The 16705-nt window shown below is 62.3% G+C and carries 16 protein-coding genes and 1 pseudogene; 6 read left to right on the top strand and 11 right to left on the bottom strand.

Annotated elements, in window-relative coordinates; genetic code table 11:
* Positions 1–16 precede the first annotated feature (16 nt).
* A complete protein-coding gene (locus D3I60_RS18775) occupies positions 17–196 on the top strand; it encodes a hypothetical protein (protein ID WP_262778447.1) in 180 nt (59 codons plus the stop codon).
* A gap of 9 nt (positions 197–205) precedes the next feature.
* Here D3I60_RS18775 and D3I60_RS18770 read toward each other — a convergent pair whose 3' ends face one another.
* Entirely contained in the window at positions 206–955 is a 750-nt protein-coding gene (locus D3I60_RS18770; protein WP_346659581.1) for a peptidyl-tRNA hydrolase, read from the bottom strand.
* A 242-nt stretch (positions 956–1197) separates the two neighbouring features.
* On the opposite strand from D3I60_RS18770, the gene D3I60_RS18765 reads away from it, so the two are divergent.
* On the top strand, positions 1198–2259 hold the full coding sequence (locus D3I60_RS18765; RefSeq protein WP_262778445.1) for an alpha/beta hydrolase fold domain-containing protein: 1062 nt from the start codon (positions 1198–1200) through the stop codon (positions 2257–2259).
* A gap of 18 nt (positions 2260–2277) precedes the next feature.
* On the opposite strand, the gene D3I60_RS18760 is transcribed toward D3I60_RS18765, so the two are convergent.
* From D3I60_RS18760 to D3I60_RS18745, 4 genes are read right to left on the bottom strand one after another with little or no spacing between them, the layout of a single operon-like run.
* On the bottom strand, positions 2278–3081 hold the full coding sequence (locus tag D3I60_RS18760) for an ABC transporter permease (protein ID WP_262778444.1): 804 nt from the start codon (positions 3079–3081) through the stop codon (positions 2278–2280).
* 8 nt (positions 3082–3089) lie between these two features.
* Positions 3090–3944, bottom strand: coding sequence for an ABC transporter permease (locus D3I60_RS18755; protein WP_262778442.1), 855 nt, complete (start codon positions 3942–3944; stop codon positions 3090–3092).
* A 51-nt stretch (positions 3945–3995) separates the two neighbouring features.
* On the bottom strand, positions 3996–5180 hold the full coding sequence (locus tag D3I60_RS18750) for an ABC transporter substrate-binding protein (protein ID WP_262778497.1): 1185 nt from the start codon (positions 5178–5180) through the stop codon (positions 3996–3998).
* Between the two features lie 28 nt (positions 5181–5208).
* Positions 5209–6237 (bottom strand): ABC transporter ATP-binding protein, encoded by a 1029-nt coding sequence (locus D3I60_RS18745; protein WP_262778440.1) that lies wholly within the window; start codon positions 6235–6237, stop codon positions 5209–5211.
* A 97-nt stretch (positions 6238–6334) separates the two neighbouring features.
* Between D3I60_RS18745 and D3I60_RS18740 the strand changes: the two genes are divergently transcribed.
* Entirely contained in the window at positions 6335–7096 is a 762-nt protein-coding gene (locus tag D3I60_RS18740; RefSeq protein ID WP_262778438.1) for a FadR/GntR family transcriptional regulator, read from the top strand.
* A pseudogene (locus D3I60_RS19545) lies at positions 7062–7586 on the top strand (cache domain-containing protein); the annotation flags it as partial. The gene D3I60_RS18740 and the pseudogene D3I60_RS19545, both read left to right, overlap by 35 nt.
* A 15-nt stretch (positions 7587–7601) precedes the next feature.
* Here D3I60_RS19545 and D3I60_RS18735 read toward each other — a convergent pair.
* Genes D3I60_RS18735 through D3I60_RS18725 form a run of 3 tightly spaced genes read right to left on the bottom strand, consistent with a single transcriptional unit; the run spans position 7602 to position 9655 of the window.
* On the bottom strand, positions 7602–8339 hold the full coding sequence (locus tag D3I60_RS18735; protein ID WP_262778436.1) for a YihY/virulence factor BrkB family protein: 738 nt from the start codon (positions 8337–8339) through the stop codon (positions 7602–7604).
* A gap of 9 nt (positions 8340–8348) precedes the next feature.
* Positions 8349–8543 carry a hypothetical protein gene (locus D3I60_RS18730; RefSeq protein ID WP_262778435.1) on the bottom strand — a complete coding sequence of 65 codons (195 nt, stop codon included), beginning with the start codon at positions 8541–8543 and terminating at the stop codon, positions 8349–8351.
* A 26-nt stretch (positions 8544–8569) separates the two neighbouring features.
* Positions 8570–9655: an AI-2E family transporter gene (locus D3I60_RS18725; protein WP_262778433.1), complete on the bottom strand. Its 1086-nt coding sequence runs from the start codon at positions 9653–9655 to the stop codon at positions 8570–8572.
* A 142-nt stretch (positions 9656–9797) separates the two neighbouring features.
* Between D3I60_RS18725 and D3I60_RS18720 the strand changes: the two genes are divergently transcribed.
* Both D3I60_RS18720 and D3I60_RS18715 read left to right on the top strand, forming a co-directional pair.
* Positions 9798–10988, top strand: a complete 1191-nt coding sequence (locus D3I60_RS18720; protein WP_262778431.1) for a phosphatase PAP2 family protein — start codon at positions 9798–9800, stop codon at positions 10986–10988.
* Between the two features lie 195 nt (positions 10989–11183).
* Complete coding sequence (locus D3I60_RS18715) at positions 11184–12992, top strand: DEAD/DEAH box helicase (RefSeq protein ID WP_262778429.1); 1809 nt, start codon at positions 11184–11186, stop codon at positions 12990–12992.
* A gap of 23 nt (positions 12993–13015) precedes the next feature.
* On the opposite strand, the gene crtI is transcribed toward D3I60_RS18715, so the two are convergent.
* Genes crtI through D3I60_RS18700 form a run of 3 tightly spaced genes read right to left on the bottom strand, consistent with a single transcriptional unit; the run spans position 13016 to position 16664 of the window.
* Entirely contained in the window at positions 13016–14581 is a 1566-nt protein-coding gene (gene crtI / locus D3I60_RS18710) for a phytoene desaturase family protein (protein ID WP_262778427.1), read from the bottom strand.
* Positions 14578–15504, bottom strand: a complete 927-nt coding sequence (locus D3I60_RS18705; protein ID WP_262778425.1) for a phytoene/squalene synthase family protein — start codon at positions 15502–15504, stop codon at positions 14578–14580. Before D3I60_RS18705 ends, crtI begins: the two co-directional genes overlap by 4 nt.
* The gene (locus D3I60_RS18700) at positions 15501–16664 is read right to left on the bottom strand and encodes a polyprenyl synthetase family protein (RefSeq protein WP_262778423.1); all 1164 of its coding nucleotides are present in this window, start codon (positions 16662–16664) and stop codon (positions 15501–15503) included. The genes D3I60_RS18705 and D3I60_RS18700 overlap by 4 nt, the downstream gene beginning before the upstream one ends.
* Positions 16665–16705: the final 41 nt, after the last annotated feature.

Genomic DNA, 16705 nt, shown 5'->3' with positions numbered 1-16705 from the left:
GTAGGAGGTGGTCACGATGACCGGAGTCAATGAGGATTTCTACCAGCCAGCGACCCAACCTGGTGACATCATCGAAGTCGAGGACGAAGAGACCGGTGAGATGGTCAAGCACATGATCTACCTCGATGAGTTCGGCAACGGCACGAAGACGCGGCCGCTGACCGAAGAAGAACTCAAAGACCTCGACGAGGCCTGAGCGCCCCGGTCACCAACGGGCTCGGACGGTTTCGGTGGGCCCGTCGACTTCGGTGAAACCCGCGTCGACGACGCTGATCTGCTGGTTGTTCGCGGCCCAGGATTCCCGGCTCGCGGTAGTCACGCGCAAGCTGAAACCGGATTCCCGCCAACGGTCCCGCACGTCATCGGGCACCTGCTCGAACGCCAGCTGCGCGGCATGACCGCATTGTGCGGCGGCCTTCCCAGTCGTGAGCGTGAGTTCAGGTGAGAGTTCGATCGTCACGACCGCCTCGGCAGCGGGGACCGAACTCTCCCCCTCATCCGGGAACTCGGTGCCTCCGACCTGGAGCTTCTTCAGCTCAGACGGGAGGGGCTCGACCGGACCAGGCTCGAACACCAGCGCCTCTGCAGGGGCGAAATCATCCGTGCCACCGAAGGTCACGCTCACGCTCCCGAGGGCGCGTGCGTCCTCGAGCTTCTTTCCGTCACCGCGGCGCACGACCTTGCGGATGGCTCCGTCACGCCAGTACTCGACGGCCTCGTTCCATTCCCCGCCCGGCTTCGAGCGCGGATCGTCGAGGAAGGTCACAACGGCGCGAGCAGTAGCCTCGAGGACGTCGATATGGCGGGCGATGGCGGTCTTGGACCGACGCACGACGATCGGCAGCGACCACGGAATATCGTGATCAGTCTCGTGTCGGCGCATGTGTTCGGTGCGCGGATTCTCAGTCGGCGCATCGTCGGGCTGCGACGGCCCGGGTTCCGTGCTGTCGGTCAAGGTTTCGCTCCTGCGATGTCAGTGTCTGTGAGGGGTCATCCCTCGGAGTGCGGGGCGTCGATGGCCACCCCACAGACATAACAGTCGTGACCGACGGATATTCCGCGACACAGGCGACGAATACCGTGCATTCTCATAGTTGTGCCCGAAAACAGATCCGGTCCCCAAGCACGCTGACCAGGTCGCCTCGCTAAGCTTGGAAGCATTGCCGCCGACTGAGAATGAGGACAATGATTTCCGGCGTGACCGTCGATCCCGCGCTCACCGATGCGCTTTTGGCCACCATTCCTGCCGACATCGTGGCGTCGATGTCGCCCCAGATGCGCGAGGTCATGGCCATTCAGGCCACCCGTGCCGACGAGTGCCGCCAAGCCGGCGAGGATCTCGCCGCTTCTGTCCACGGCCTCTCCCCTGCCGCTCGATCCTGGGCCGCGAAACGCGCCGAATATCGCGCCGAACGCGCGCTGTGGAACGAAGGCGGCCCGACCATGGCCCGCACGGATGATCACCACATCCGCACCGCCGGGGTCGACGTTCCGATCCGCATCCATCGCCCCACCACCGAGGCGGTCCTGCCCGGCCTCGTGTTCCTCCACGGCGGTGGGTTCAGCCTCGGCGACCTCGATACACACGACCGGATCATGCGCGTGCTCGCCGCTGCCGGCGGCTTCGCCGTGATCGGCGTCGACTATTCGCTGTCTCCGGAAGTGAAGTTCCCGCAGGCACTGCACGAATGCGCCGGAATCGTCGACCACCTCGCCAGTCACGGTGACGAGGTCGGCATCGACGGAGCACGCCTGGCCATTGCCGGAGATTCCGCCGGGGCGGTCCTGACCGTCGGTGCCGGTCTGCTGCTGCGCGATGAGCCCGAGTCCATCGGTGCGAACGCCTCAAGCTTCTCGGTTCTGCGTGCCCTCCTGCCGATCTACGGCAGCCATGGTCTCGTCGACTCGGCCAGTCGCAGACTCTACGGCGGTGACTGGGACGGCATGGGAATACACGACCTCAGCAACCTCCTCGGCGACTATCTGCCGAACCCAGAGGACGAACGCTCACCTCTGGTCGCGCATCTGACCGCCGACCTCTCCGGTCTGCCACCCGTGTTCGTCGCGGCCGCCGGCCTCGACCCGCTGCGCGATGACAGCCGAGCGCTGGCCAGTACCCTGCAGCGGGCAGGCAATGACGTCCGCTTCGAGGAGTATCCGCATGTGCTCCATTCGTTCCTCCACTTCGGGCGCATCCTCGACGACACGAAGACGGTGCTGCACAACGCCGCGGAGTTCGCGGCAGCCCGGCTGAACTGAGGAGTCACGGCACGGTTTCTACGCCACACCGGTCGCTGCTTTGCCGCCAATACGGTTTGCCAAAGTTATCGGAATGATCGAGACGATTACGAGGAATGTCGCAATGACGTTGACGATCGGAGCTTGATTCGGTCTGAACATATTGTCAAAGATCCAAATCGGCAGAGTTTGGACCCCGGTGCCAGCGGTGAACTGCGTAACGATGATTTCGTCGAAAGACAGCCCGAAGGCGAGAAGGCCACCCGCCAGCAGGGCGCTCCGCAACTGAGGGAACGTCACCAGCCTGAAGGTGGTGAAGGAGTCTGCCCCCAAATCCATTGCTGCATCCCTGAGATTGCCCGACATTCGACGCATGCGAGCAAACACATTGTTGTAGATCGTGACGATGCAGAACGTGGCGTGCGCGGTGATTACAGTCAGCAGGCCCAGCCGCCAACCAAGCATCGTCGTGAACGCATTGTTCAAAGCAATACCGGTGATGATTCCAGGCAAGGCGATCGGCAGGACGATCAGGAGGTTGACTGCCTCTTTGCCAAAGAACTCGAACCGATCCAAAGCAAGCGAAGCAAGCGTGCCGAGCACCAAAGCGATGAGCGTCGCACATGCCGCCACTATCAAACTGGTCCCGAGCGCGGATAACGCCCCTTTGTCACTGAAAGCTCTGACCCACCATTCGAAGGTAAAGGATTGAGGCGGCCACCCGAGCGACTGACTGGCATTGAACGAACTGATCACGACGATGATCAATGGAATATATACGAACGCCAGGACGGCACAGACGATCACACTGAGCACGGCCTTGACCGGAGTAGGGATTCGCATGAGTAGTCCTAAAGGTTCTTCAGCGCGCCTGTTCGGCGGACTGCAGTGAGGTAGATGACGATGACAGCAATCGGTATGAATGCCGTAGCGGCTGCCAACGGCATATTTCCTCCCGTGCCGACATTGGCATAGATCAGAGTGCCGAGAAGCTGCTGAGATCCACCGACGATCTGCACGGCAATATAGTCGCCCAAGGTCAGAGAGAAGGAAAAGATCGAGCCGGCGATGACCGAGGGCCAAACCAGCGGGATGATTACGGCGGTGAAGGTTTTCCAACCTTTTGCACCGAGATCTCCTGCGGCCTCAATGAGGTTGTCGGGGATCCGCTCAAAACCCGTGTAGACGGGCATCACAACGTATGGCAGCCAAATGTACGACATCGTAATGATCGTCGCGACCAGCCCCAACCCCGGCGAGATTCCCAGGGAGTCAAGGAGTCCGTGGGGAGATACGATGGTCCGCCATGCATAGGCCTTGACCAGATAGGCGGCCCACAACGGCATCAGGAACGCCACGACAAGAGCCCCGCGCAGCCGTGGACCGGCTACCTTTGACATGAAATAGCCGACTGGCAGTGCTATGACCACGTCGATGACAGTCACAGAGACTGCGATGATGAGTGTCCTCACAGTCACCGCTCGATACAGCGCTTCGGTGAACACCGCGCCGAAATTGCCCAGCGTCCATTCCTGAACCACTTGCCCTGTGAAGCTGTCTGTCGACCAGAACGCGGTCACGAGCAACAGCAGGAGCGAAATGATGTAGATGAGGACGAGCCAAGCCAGCGGTGCTGCCAATAGAGCGGTCAGCGACAGTCGCCGATGTTTTCCGAAGAAACTCGACAGACGACGCGAAGCTGTCACAGGCGGAGCTGGCAGGCGAACTTTAGTTCTGCTGGCATGACTCATCTTCAGTCATCCCTTGATCTGCTGCCAGGCTTTAGTCCAGGCGGAATAGTCGGTGCATTTGACGTCGGATCGACCGTCCAGGCATTCAGTCACCGGTGTGGTCCAATACCAGATGCCCTCGGCGTACTTCTCGTCTCCCGCATGGTAGGTGTCGCAGAACTTGGGGTCCTTTGCCTCTTCGCACGCACCCGGGTTGTTCGGAGCCTCACCGAAGTACTCCGTGGCGGCAGCCGAACCCTTGGGACTGGCCATGTAGTCAAGCCACTTGTACGAACAGGTCGGGTGTTCTGAATCCGATGACACCATCCACGTGTCGCTCCATCCAGTCGTACCCTCATCAGGGACAACCGCGCCGAACTTCTTCGGATCGAGCTCATTCATCGTCACTTGCCAACCGGTGCCAGCGACGACCGAACCGTTTTCAAATCCCTGCAAGGACTTCAGGTAATCTGACCAGTACTCCGCGACGTTCGGCTTCTGCTTCTTGAGAAGTTCAACCGCGGCATCCAGCTGCTTCTCGTCAAGAGAGTAGGGATTCTTGATGCCAAGGTCGGGTTGGTGCTTCATAAGGTAGACCGCTGCATCTGCGATATAGATCGGCGAGTCGTAGGCCGTGATCTTACCTTTGTGCTCATCAGATTTGTCGAAGACGACGTCCCATGAGGTCGGAGCTTTGTCGAACTCCTTCTTGTTGTACATCAACAGGTTTGCGCCATAGCCGTGAGGTACGCCGTAGTTCTTGCCGTCCTTGGAGTTCCAATCCCTGTTCTTAAGGAAGTCATAGACGTTTTCGTAGTTCGGAACGAGATCATTGTTGATCGGCTGGACATCGCCGGCAGCGATAAGGCGCAGTGAAAGATCACCAGAAGCCGCAACGACGTCAATGCCGCCCTGCTTCATCAGGTTGAAGGCCTCATCGCTGGTGCCGTAGGTCTGCGCGTTGACCTTACAGCCCGTCTCCTTTTCGAAGGGTGTCACCCAGTCTGCTTCAGGGTCGTTTGAGCCGTCTTCGACATATCCCGGCCACGCCAGCAGTGAGACTTCACCTTCTGGGTCCCCTAGCTCCTTGAGTTCTTCGGTCTCCGCGTCCGAGCCTCCTCCCGAGGCCGTCCCACATGCGCTCAGCCCCAGCGCCAATGCCAAGGCCGCAGCAACGGCAGCGCCCACCCTGGGCCGTGTTCTCAGTTTCATTTTCACCGTTCTCCTTTTTGCCTGCGGCTCAAGCCGCAATCGATTCGGTTGTCCGAAGCTTCCGAACATCCGAGTCATTGAAATCGATCGCAACCGCCTCACCGATTTCGCGGTTGGGCGATCCTGCCGGTTCGAGCACAGAAATCTCGAGATCATCAACCTCGACGATCGTTCGGTGGCTCGCCCCGATGAACATTCGGTTCCGGACAGTGCCAGACAGCCGTCCGGGTTCAGCAGAATCTGTAGCAACGAAACGCAGATTTTCAGGCCGGATGGTATATCTGCCAGTTAGGCCAAGGTGCCGTAGAGCCGCTTGTTCATCGAAGAGGTTGGAAGTACCCACAAATGAAGCAACAAACTCCGTTGCCGGGGCACTGTAGAGATTCTCAGGTGTATCGACCTGCTGAATCTGTCCGTCGCTGAATACCGCAATTCGGTCCGAGAGCGTCAGTGCTTCTTCCTGGTCGTGCGTGACGAAGACAAATGTGATTCCCAGATTCCTCTGCAGGTCCTTCAGTTCAATCTGCATCTGTTCTCGCAGCTTCTTGTCCAATGCACCCAGAGGCTCATCGAGCAGCAGAACTTTAGGGTCGACAACAATCGCACGGGCCAATGCCACCCGCTGACGCTGGCCGCCCGAAAGCTCACCAGGCCGCCGATTCTCAAATGAAGCCAGACGCATTCGCTCCAATGCCTCACGCGCCAACTGGCGACGACGAGCCTTGGGTATACGACGAACCCGCAACCCGAACTCGACGTTCTCAATCACATTGAGATGGGGGAACAATGCGTAGTCCTGAAACACAGTGTTGACGTCACGGTCGTACGACGCCAGGTGTTGAACCGGTTTGCCGGCCAGTTCAATGGCGCCCGCAGTCGGCTCGTCGAATCCGGCGATCAGTCGAAGCACTGTCGTCTTTCCCGACCCTGAAGGACCGAGCATGGAAAAGAACTCCCCTTCAGCAATTTCCAGATCGACGCCGGCGACCGCTGCGACTTCGCCGAACATCCGCTCGACTCCACGGAGCGAAATTGCGGCTCCAGATGACTCTGACATCACGCACTCCTTGTTGATGAATGTGTTGCAGATCATATAAACACATGAAACCATATGTTTCAATGTTTTCTCAGCCTGCTTTCGGACAATGGACAATATGGATGACCGCCGCACGGATTCGTCAGTCACCGCAGCCATCTATGCCCCGATCGGCGACAAGGCCCTTGTTCCGCGGATACGGCAAAGACTTGAAGACGCCATCGCCACCGGTGTCTTGGCCCCCGGCGACCGCCTCCCTGGCGAATCGATACTCGCTTCACGGTTTCGAGTATCCCTGGTCACGGTCAGAGAGGCGCTCCAACAGCTCCGTGCGACTGACCTGCTCCACACCCGTCAAGGTCGAGGCGGAGGAAGCTTCGTCGCTGCCGACAGTCGCCACATTCAGTCATTGCTCGACAACAGGATTCGATCACTCTCCCGTTCAGAGATCAATGACTTCGCCGTGTACTACCGCGCCATCACGGACGCAGTTCTCAACACCATCGCCCAGATGGGCCTCGAACAAAACCTCACAGGCATCCGGGACGCATTTATGCGTGCTGTTCCCGAAGACGGAGCGGCGGCCCGTTCGGTCCAGGGCGGGTTGGACTTACGCCTGGCAGGTGAAGCCCAATCCGTCCGCCTGGTCCATGAGCAGATCCGAATACAGAATGAGTTCGGTGCACTGCTATGGATGGGCCTCGATGATCCTGATCTGCGCAGATCGGTCTTCGATCATCACGAAACTATGCTGGACGAGATGATTTCCGGCGGCACACGCTCCGCGATTGAAGCCCGCGAGGCTGCTGTTAACATCTCTCTGAGGTGGTTGCTGTCCCGACGCAATGAAGCACAGAGGCAAGAACGTGAGAACAATTGATGAGAATTCTGCACTGACGAGGTTGGCGGCGTCCATCTCCGCTTGGCAGAAGGATGTCCCCGAAACCATTGATCGGCTGGCCGCCTCGGCGATCGAAGCAATCACGTCAGAGCCACGAACACTTGAACGACGCATCGAGGTCGTAGCAACCGAAGTGCTGACTTTGGCAGACAGATTTGCGGGTGCCGGGATCGTAAGCGTCCATCCCAGCGTAGTTGCGCGGTCTCGCTCCCTATTGTGGTGGGTGTCCCGGGAGAATGACGGTCGTTCCGAACCCACCCCGCTGGATGCCGATCTCACAGAACTCGGCACCTATCAGTCTGGACTCGAAGAGATCGAGTGGTACCGCGTTCCGTCCGCAACAGGACGCAGCCACATGACAGGACCATTCGTCGACTACATGTGCACCGATCAGTTCGCGTTCACTTTCACGTCTCCCCTGGTGGTATCGGGAGAGTTCTTCGGAGTTGCTGGTATCGACATGACCGTCCAGAGCCTCGAGCGATCAGTCGAATCGATTCTCGAAGAGCTCAATGAAAACGCGATCCTCCTTGCAAATGGCGACCTCGTCGCTATCAGTCTTGATCCTCAATACGCGACTGGAAGCAAGCTCAAACCACACCAGCTGGAGCAATGTGTCATCACCGAAATGGCGGGTACATCGTTGTCTGTCGCACTTCCACACTGACTTCATCGGCACGACGGGTGGCGCTTCCTCGACGCCAGGGCGACGGTGCTGCACAATGCTGCAGGGTTCGCGGCGTTCGATCTCAGCGTCGAACTCGGCACCGAGGAGCAGCGAGAGGTTGACCATCCACACCCAGGCGAGCCCGACGGTCACTCCCCCGATCGACCCATAGGTGACGTTGTAGCTGCTGAAGTTGTTGATGTAGAGAACGAAGCAGGCCGACACGGCAAGCAGCACGAGCAGCGCGACGAACGCACCGAGGCTGACCCACCGGAACTTCGGCTGCCTGACGTTCGGGATCACGTAGTAGAGCAGGGCGATGAGCAGCATGACGAAGAAGACGAAGACCGGCCATGTGACCACGGTCATCAGGAGCATGAGCGGCTTGAGCTTCCAGTACGGCCGAGTCTCCTCGACCCGGTAGACAGCGTTCAGGGCACGGCCGAATGCGCCGATGTATTTCGACGACGACCAGATCGCCAGCAGCAGGCTGCCAATGAGGGTGGCTCCGGCCGAGGACGACTCGGTGAGTTCGACGATGAACGGACGGATCACCGTGGCCGCCTAGGCCGAGACTCCGTGGACCAGGGAGAGCACCGCCGTCGTGGTCGACTCGGCTTCCCCGACCACACCGAGCAGCGACACCATGGCGAGGATCGCCGGGGCAGCAGAGAGCAGAGCGTAGAAGCTCAGCCCGGCTGCTCTGTCGAGGAACTCGTCGTCGAGCAGACGCCGAAGAGCGCCCTTGACGATCCGCACTCGGTTCAACCGTGAACCGGCCCGTCTCAACGCTGTCCCACTCTGTAGTCTTTGGCCGCGTGGATCATCGCATTGAGAGTCGCGATGACCGGCACGGAGAAGAAGGCACCGGCGATGCCCGCCACCGCTGCTCCCGCTGTCACTCCGAGGATCACCGCCAAGGGGTGGATCTTCACTGTGGGTCCTGTCAGCCACGGCTGCAGAACGTGGCTTTCGAGCTGCTGGACGACGATGACGATCCCGAGCATGATCAGGCCGTGCACCCAGCCGTTGAAGAGCAGCGCCAAGCCCACCGCGGCCGCTCCGCCCACGATCGCTCCGACGAACGGCACGAAGGCACCGAGGAAGACCACCATGGCGATCGGCACCGCCAAGGGGACGCCGAGGATCAGTGCACCCACTCCGATTCCGATCGCATCGCTGGCCGCGACGACGAGCTGGATCCGAATGAAATTCGTCAGCGTCTTCCAACCGGCCTCACCGGCCGCGGAGATCCGCGCATGCGCCTTCTTCGGCCAGATGTTGACGACCCAGGTCCAGATGCCGCGTCCGTCGATGAGCGCGAAGAGGGTGACGAACAGGATGATGATGACGCCTTCGATGACATGAGCCGCCGTCGTGCCCACCTCGGCGGCACCGGAGCCGAGACCGGCGGCGTTGTCCTGCAGCCACTTCCCCGAGGAATCGACGAGGTCGTTGAGTTTGGCTTCGGTGATTCCGAACGGCTGCGTGGCCAAGAGCTGCTTCGCCTCGTCCAGGGTCGTCGCCACCTGCTTCTGGATCTCAGGTATCTCACTTCTGATCTGAAAGGTGATGAGAAGGACGAGTCCGGCCAACAGGCCGAGGACGACGACCCAGACTGTGACTACTGCCAACCACTTCGGCCACCGATGCCGCTGCAGGAACGTCGACATGGGGACCAGGAGGGCAGAGAGGACGAGCCCGGCCAGGAATGGAACGACGATCTGTGCGACCTGCAGTGCTACGAAGATCGCGACTGTGATTCCCGCGATGATCACCAGCAGGTATCCGGTGAAGCGGGCACCGAGTCTGAGCCCCTCGGGTATCGGGTCATCGCGATTCGGAGGCGCGTTCATTGGACCTTCTGTCATGAACCAACACTAATGCCGCGAGCCGCACAGTGGGTGGACCATTCTGTTCTGCCCCGCCGGCGCGGGCGAGAACGGGGTTCCGGTCAGCCGCCTCCGAGGGAAATCCGAAGATGTACTAAAAGTGAATTACTACGGTGTCCCGATGACCAGATTGCGACGTTGGCCCTACACCTTTGCCATGGTGCTCGCTCTCCTCGTCGGAGCGGCCGCCGTGTTCTCCTCCCTCTTCCTCGATCTCCCGCTGCGGGACCCCGACGGATTCCTCGGCCCCTCATACATCCGGCTGCCACTGCTGGTTCTCGGATTCATCGGCGGCGGGCTGATCGTGGAAACGGTGAGGCGAAGCGGGTGGCGAAATCTGCCGGCGTCTGTCGTGGACGTCGCGAAGAAGGAGTGGAACACACACCGTCTGCTGTGCATCGGTGCAGGGCTGCTGAGTTTCTACGTCTGCTACGTCGCCTACCGCAATCTCAAGAGCGTGCTGCCGGTGTTCCGCGAGGGCACCCTCTTCGATCAGCAGCTGTTCCGCCTCGACCATTGGCTCATGGGCGGAAACACTCCGGCCGTGCTCCTGCACGAAGTCCTGGGCACCGGCATCGCGGCGAACCTGCTGTCTATCGCCTACCTCGCTTACCTGCCGCTCATTCCGATCAGCCTCGGCGCGGTCCTCGTGCTCAATCGAAGACTCGCCGTCGGCGCTTGGTATACGACGATGTTGAGCCTCAATTGGGTACTCGGCACCGTCAGCTACTATCTCCTGCCAGCGGTCGGCCGTGTGTTCAGCCACCCGGAGGTCTTCCGGGCGCTGCCCGACACCGGAGTCAGTGAGCTCCAGGAATCCCTCATCGACACTCGCCTCGACTACCTCAGCAACCCGATCGGCAGTGACTCCATCCAGGGGGTCGCCGCGTTCGCATCTCTGCACGTCTCCGTCACCTTCGCAGCCGCTCTGTTCATGACGCTGACCAAACAACATCGCGCCGTCCAGGTGTTCACCTGGATCTTCTTCGGTGTGACGGTCGTGGCCACTCTCTACTTCGGATGGCATTACATCCTCGACGACATCGCGGGAATCGGCATCGGCTGGGCTTCGGTGGTGCTCGCCGCACGTGTGACCGGACATCGCGGAAACCGCTCGCGGCCGGTCGCGCCCGCCCTGGAACAGATGGATTCCGCTCTCCACGTCGCCGGTCCGGAACCCACCGTGAGGCCCGAACCTGTCGCCGAGCCCGCATCGGCCGCCGAACCCGAACCGGCCCCGGCCCTCAGCGTCGCGCCCGATAGTGATCCCAACCTGTCGCCTGAAACTGAGCGCCTCGGGCGCCCGGCTTAGACCGGTCGGAGCCAGGCTGCGCGCCGGCGGATTCTGCTCTCAGCTCTGCCGGCGGTATACTGAAGGTACTTGCGAACCCGATTTCGGGTTCCCTGCGTCGTCAGGACGCCTCGTCTCTGCAGCTGGGTGAAAGCACCCGCGCATTTCCGAAGCCGTTTTCTCTCGGCGATCGAGAGCGCCGACAGCGCTCATTCCATGACCGGAAGCGGCTGCCTGCCACCTATGCACGGCACCGGCACGCCCTCCGGCACGTCGAAGGGCCACCCCATCACTACGTCACAGACTCACACCAATCCCCGCAGCACCCGCACCCGCGGAGGCAGCAACAGAAACACCACCACAACCACCACAAGCACCACCAGCAATCGCACGAAGAAGGCCTCCCCAGCGCCCACCTCGTTCGCCGAACTCGGTGTTCCCGCCAAACTTGTCGACTCCCTCGACCGTGAGGGCAAGACCCAGGCCTTCCCGATCCAGCAGGACACTCTGCCCGACACGCTGGCCGGCCGCGATGTGCTCGGCCGCGGAAAGACCGGGTCCGGCAAGACCCTGGCATTCTCCATTCCCCTCGTCGCGCGCCTGGCCGAATCCGGCAAGGGTTCGCAGAAGTTCCGCCATCCACGCGGGCTCGTCCTTGCTCCCACCCGTGAGCTCGCCACGCAGATCACCGAGGTCATCGACCCGTTGGCTAAGGCCGTGGGCTTGCGGACGACGACGATCTTCGGCGGCGTCAAGCAGCGTCGACAGGAGGTCGCGCTGAAGGCCGGCGTCGACATCGTCGTGGCCTGCCCGGGCCGCCTCAAGGACCTGCTCCAGCAGGACATCCTCACGCTCGAGAACATCGAGGTCACCATCCTCGACGAAGCCGACCACATGGCTGACCTCGGGTTCCTGCCCGGAGTTACCCGCATCCTCAACCAGACCCCGACCGAGGGACAGCGGATGTTCTTCTCCGCCACCTTGGACAACGACGTCAACAAACTCGTCCGTCGCTTCCTCCACAACGAGGTCCTCCACTCCGTCGACGAGGCGACCTCCCACGTGTCGGCCATGACCCACCACGTGTTCGAGGTGTCAGTCGACGACAAGAACGAACTCGTACACAAGCTCGCCTCCGGCACGGGCCGCCGCATCCTCTTCACCCGAACGAAGCACCGGGCCAAGCGCTTCGCCCGCCAGCTCACGGCAGCGGGCGTCCCCGCCGTCGACCTGCACGGAAACCTGTCTCAGGGTGCCCGCGATCGCAACCTCGCCGCGTTCACCAGTGGTGAGGCGAAGGTACTCGTGGCCACAGACATCGCCGCCCGCGGCGTCCACGTCGACTCCGTCGAGCTCGTCGTCCATGTCGATCCTCCAACCGAGCACAAGGCATACCTGCACCGTTCCGGCCGCACCGCACGTGCCGGCAGCGCCGGTGACGTCGTCACGGTGATGACCGCCGAAGAGCGCAAGGACACCCAGATCCTCCTGCGCAAGGCCGCCATCAAGGCGACCCCGCAGAAGGTCACCGCAGAGTCCCCCGAGGTGACCGAGCTCGTCGGCGAGATCGCCGAGTTCGTCGCCCCGCAGCCGAAGGAACCCGTCCAGCCGCGCAAGAAGACCGAACCGGCGAAGTCCGGTGGCCGGTCGTCCCGTCGCCGAGGCGGCCGTGGCGGACGCGGTGGAAGCGTGGGTCGCGATGGCACCGCCAATGAGTCGGGTCGCAACCGTGAGAACTCACGTGGCAACGGCGGAGAGCGCAACGGCAACGCCTCCCGCCAGAACAACCGTGGCACCGGGTCCGGCCAGGCCGGTCGAAACGATGGTTCCGGTCGCAGCGGCGAAGGCAGCGGCCGTCGCGTGTCGGCTCGTGGTAGCCGTTCCGGCGGTCAGGGTTCGGCATCGCGATCCGGTCAGCCGACCAACCGCCGATCATCGGGTTCGCGCGGCACGAGCCCGGAGACCCGCCGCCGCAATCGGGTGCGCACCGGAGGCTCCGAGCAGGTCTATTCGACCACCAGCTGAGTCCAGCAGAGCACCGGCGCACGTCACACGGGAGTCGGCCCTGCCGAGTGATCTCCGCGGATGCGTTTGGCGACGACTTCGGCGCTGATGAGGCACATCGGCACACCGATCCCCGGCGCGGTCGTTGCTCCGGCGTAGAAGAGTCCGTCCACGCGTCGTGACTGATTCTGCATCCGCAGGAATGCGCTCTGTCGGAGGATGTGCGATGGCCCGAGCATTCCTCCCTTCCACGAGTGGAAGTCCCGGGCGAAATCGGCCGGGCCGAGGGTCCTGCGCAGTCTGATCCGACTGCGCAGGTCCTCGATTCCTGCCCACAGTCCGATGCGCTCGAGCGCGGCATCGACTGCCGCTTCGAGGACGGGACTTCCTTTCCCGTCCGAACCCCCACTGCCGATCTCCACGTCCGCCGGAATCGGAATGAGAACGAAGAGATTCTCATACCCAGCCGGTGCCACCGTGGGATCCGTAGCACTGGGTCTGCACACATAGAGCGATGCCGGCTCGGGTATCTTCTGCTCGGCACCGAAGATCGCCTGCAGGTTCTCCTCCCACTCATCGGTGAAGAACAGCGAGTGATGATCGAGTTCGGGCAGGGTTCCGTCGACGCCGAGCATTGCGATGATCGCTCCCGGACCACTCTCCACCTTTGACCAGACCGACTCGGGGTAGCTGCGCAGCCGTGGCGGAAGCAGCTCGGTCTCCGTATGGTGCAGGTCGGCGGCAGACACGATGAGTTCGGCCGGTTCGACATGCGATCGACCGTCGGAATCGGTCCAGCGGACTCCGCTGACGACTGTTCGACCACCTCTGTCCTGCGTCATCACTTCCGTCGCCTCCGCCGAGGTGGTCACCGTGACCCCGGCTCGGCGAGCCAGCGCTTCCAGACGTTCGACGACAGCCCAGAACCCACCCATCGGATAGAAGACACCCTGATCCAGGTCGAATGCGCTCAATAGGTGATAGATCGCGGGAGCACGATTGGGGTCGGTGCCGAGGAATACTGCCGGATACGTCAGAATCCGGCGCAGGATCGATGCCTCGAACCGCCGCTCCACGAATGTCGCGAGCGGCCGCAGCAGCAGTCGGGTCAGCTGCGGCAAGGACCTGAGAACATCTCGGCCGATGGCTGGTCTCAGCTTCGTGAAGGGGTTGTAGAGGAACCGATTGCGGGCGACTTCGGCCGTCAGCCCCGCGGACCTCACGTACTTCCGCACCGCGGCACCCCCTCCCGGTTCGATGCACTCGAACAGGTCGGCCACCGCTTCGATACCGTGCGGCACTTCCACGCCGCGCAGACCGGTGACGTCATCAGGCTCCGAGAAGACCCGATACCCGGGGTCGAGGAGCCGCAGATCCAGCTGCTCATCCGTGCTCGTGCCCAGCAGTTCGAAGAAGTGGTCGTAGACCTCCCGCATGAGGAACCACGAGGGCCCGGTGTCAAACCTGAAGCCCTGATCCTCAACGCTGCCCGCACGCCCGCCGAGGCGGCTGTTGCGTTCGAGAAGGGTGACCTCGTGTCCGTCGCGGGCCAGAAGCGCCGAGGTGGCGAGTCCGGCGATTCCCCCACCGATGACGATCACCCGACTCATCGCTTCGCCCCCGTCCGCACCTCGTACATCGCCCGGAGGACGAGCGCCGCCTTGTCCGGGCCCGTCACTCGGACCCGTCGACGTGGAAGCTCTGCGGCCGGCACTTCGGCCAATCGGTCGGTCAGCGCGGAGAACAGACGCAATGCGGACAGGACTGCCAGGCGGGCGTCACCGGGCAGAAGCGGAATCGTCTGCGCGGCGGCAGCGATCTGTTCGCGGATGGCAATGATCCATCGCTCCTGCGTTCGGCCATCGACCGTGGCTTCTTCGGTGAGGTAGCTTCGCCCCAGGCGCTGCGTGTCATCGCCGAGGTCGCGAAGGAAGTTGACGTTCTGGAAGGCCGCACCCAAGCTGCGGGCACCGTGGTCCAGAAGTCGTTCTTCCTCGTTCGAGTACGCCTCGTCGCGGGCGAAGACCCTCAGGCACATCAGCCCCACGACCTCGGCAGACCCGTAGACATAATCGGCATGCTCCCTCCGACCGAAGCCGACCCGCCCCTGGGCGGCAGCGGTCGAATCGCCCGATGACGTTGTCTGCAGGTCTGTCCGCATGGAGGCGAAGAACGGCCGGGTCAGCTCGTCTCCGAATCCGGCCGTACGGGCGGTGCGGGAGAAGGCATGAATGATGGGGTTGCTGCTGTAGCCGAGGCTCATCCCGCTTTCGGTCTCGGCCTCGAGCCGGTCGAGCATCCGATGCTGTTCGTCGATGTCGATGCCCGCTTCGGCAGCGACCCCGTCGACGAGTTCGTCTGCGACCCTGACCAGGGCGTAGATATTGCGCACGTGATCGCGGTGGCGGTGCCCGAGCAGTCGTGCCGCCAGGCCGAAGGACGTCGAGTAGGCGCCGATGACCGACCGCGAGATCCGGGTCGACACGAAGGAATAGCGCCCGAGGGGGCCTAAGCGGTCCACGTTGCGTTTCATGATCGTCTCCCGTCAAGCGTCGCGATGAGGTCGTCGATGAGCACGATCATGTCCGGCCCCAAGCCGGACGGTGCGGTCGCCATGAGTTCCCGCGCATTATCGGCGAGCTCGTCGATGAGCACGCGAATCTCACGTTCGGCCCCGCACTCGGACAGCAGCGACCTCACCTTCGCTCCGTCGCCTTCACTGAGATCCCCGGTGCCGAAGTGCGGTTCGATGAGCGGCCAGTCGGCCGTCCGCCTGGCGACGGCGATGAGAGCTGTCTCCTTGCCCTCCCGCAGATCGGAATAGGCGTCCTTGCCGTGGTCGGCAGGGTGTCCGAAGGTCGAGAGCAGATCATCCTGGAGCTGGTAGGACAACCCGATCATGGCACCGACCCGGCCGAGGACGTCCTCGACTTCCGGGCTGTGACCGGCGAGGATCGCAGCCGAACGCAGCGGCAGTTCGAAGGAGTAGGTCGCGGTCTTCTGACGACTCATCTCCACCACGCCGGCGAGGTCCGCGCCGATGAGTCCGGCGCTGAGCGCCACATCGGTCAGCTCACCGGCCACCGATTCGATCACGGCTCGGTCGAACTGTTCGAGAAGTCGCGCACCCACGTCCCCGGGAGGCACCTGGCTGAAGACGATCTGTTGGGCAGAAGAGAGCAGCAGGTCTCCGACCAGCATCGCCGTGCTGCGTGCAGCCTGCAGCTGCGAGGGGCCCGACGTCGACTCGGCGGCGGGACCATCGGCAGCCTGCCACTCCTCGAGCAGGAGGCCGATGAAGTTCGGGCGCCCACGGCGCATGAGGTCACCGTCGATGACGTCGTCGTGAAGAAGAAAAGCGAAGTGCAGCAGCTCTACAGCCGCCGCAATGCGCAGGGCCCGCCCTCTCCCCGCAGGCGAGCCGTCGACGGCCGTGCCCGATCGAAGCGGGCCCGCCTCGGTGACGAAATCCGAGAAGGGATCGGGGGCGAGCGCGTCGAAGGCTCCTACGAGCAGTCGCGGGCGCAGCAGCTTTCCCCCGAGCAGACAGCTGGAGAGACGGTCCCACACCTCGACGATCGAGGGCCCCAGGGCCGCTACTCGGTCTGCCCGGGCATCAAGCACACGCCGAACCTCTGACTCGATGTCGGCTGTGACGGGGGACCCGAACCCGACACCCTCGGCAGTGGTCATAGCTGAGTCCTTCGGTCGATCTGTAGTAACCTGAACGATAT

Source organism: Brevibacterium permense, from assembly GCF_025506275.1.
Lineage (GTDB): Bacteria > Actinomycetota > Actinomycetes > Actinomycetales > Brevibacteriaceae > Brevibacterium > Brevibacterium permense_A.
The sequence above is the reverse complement of the archived record's forward strand: the minus strand, read 5'-3'. Positions and strand labels throughout refer to the sequence as shown.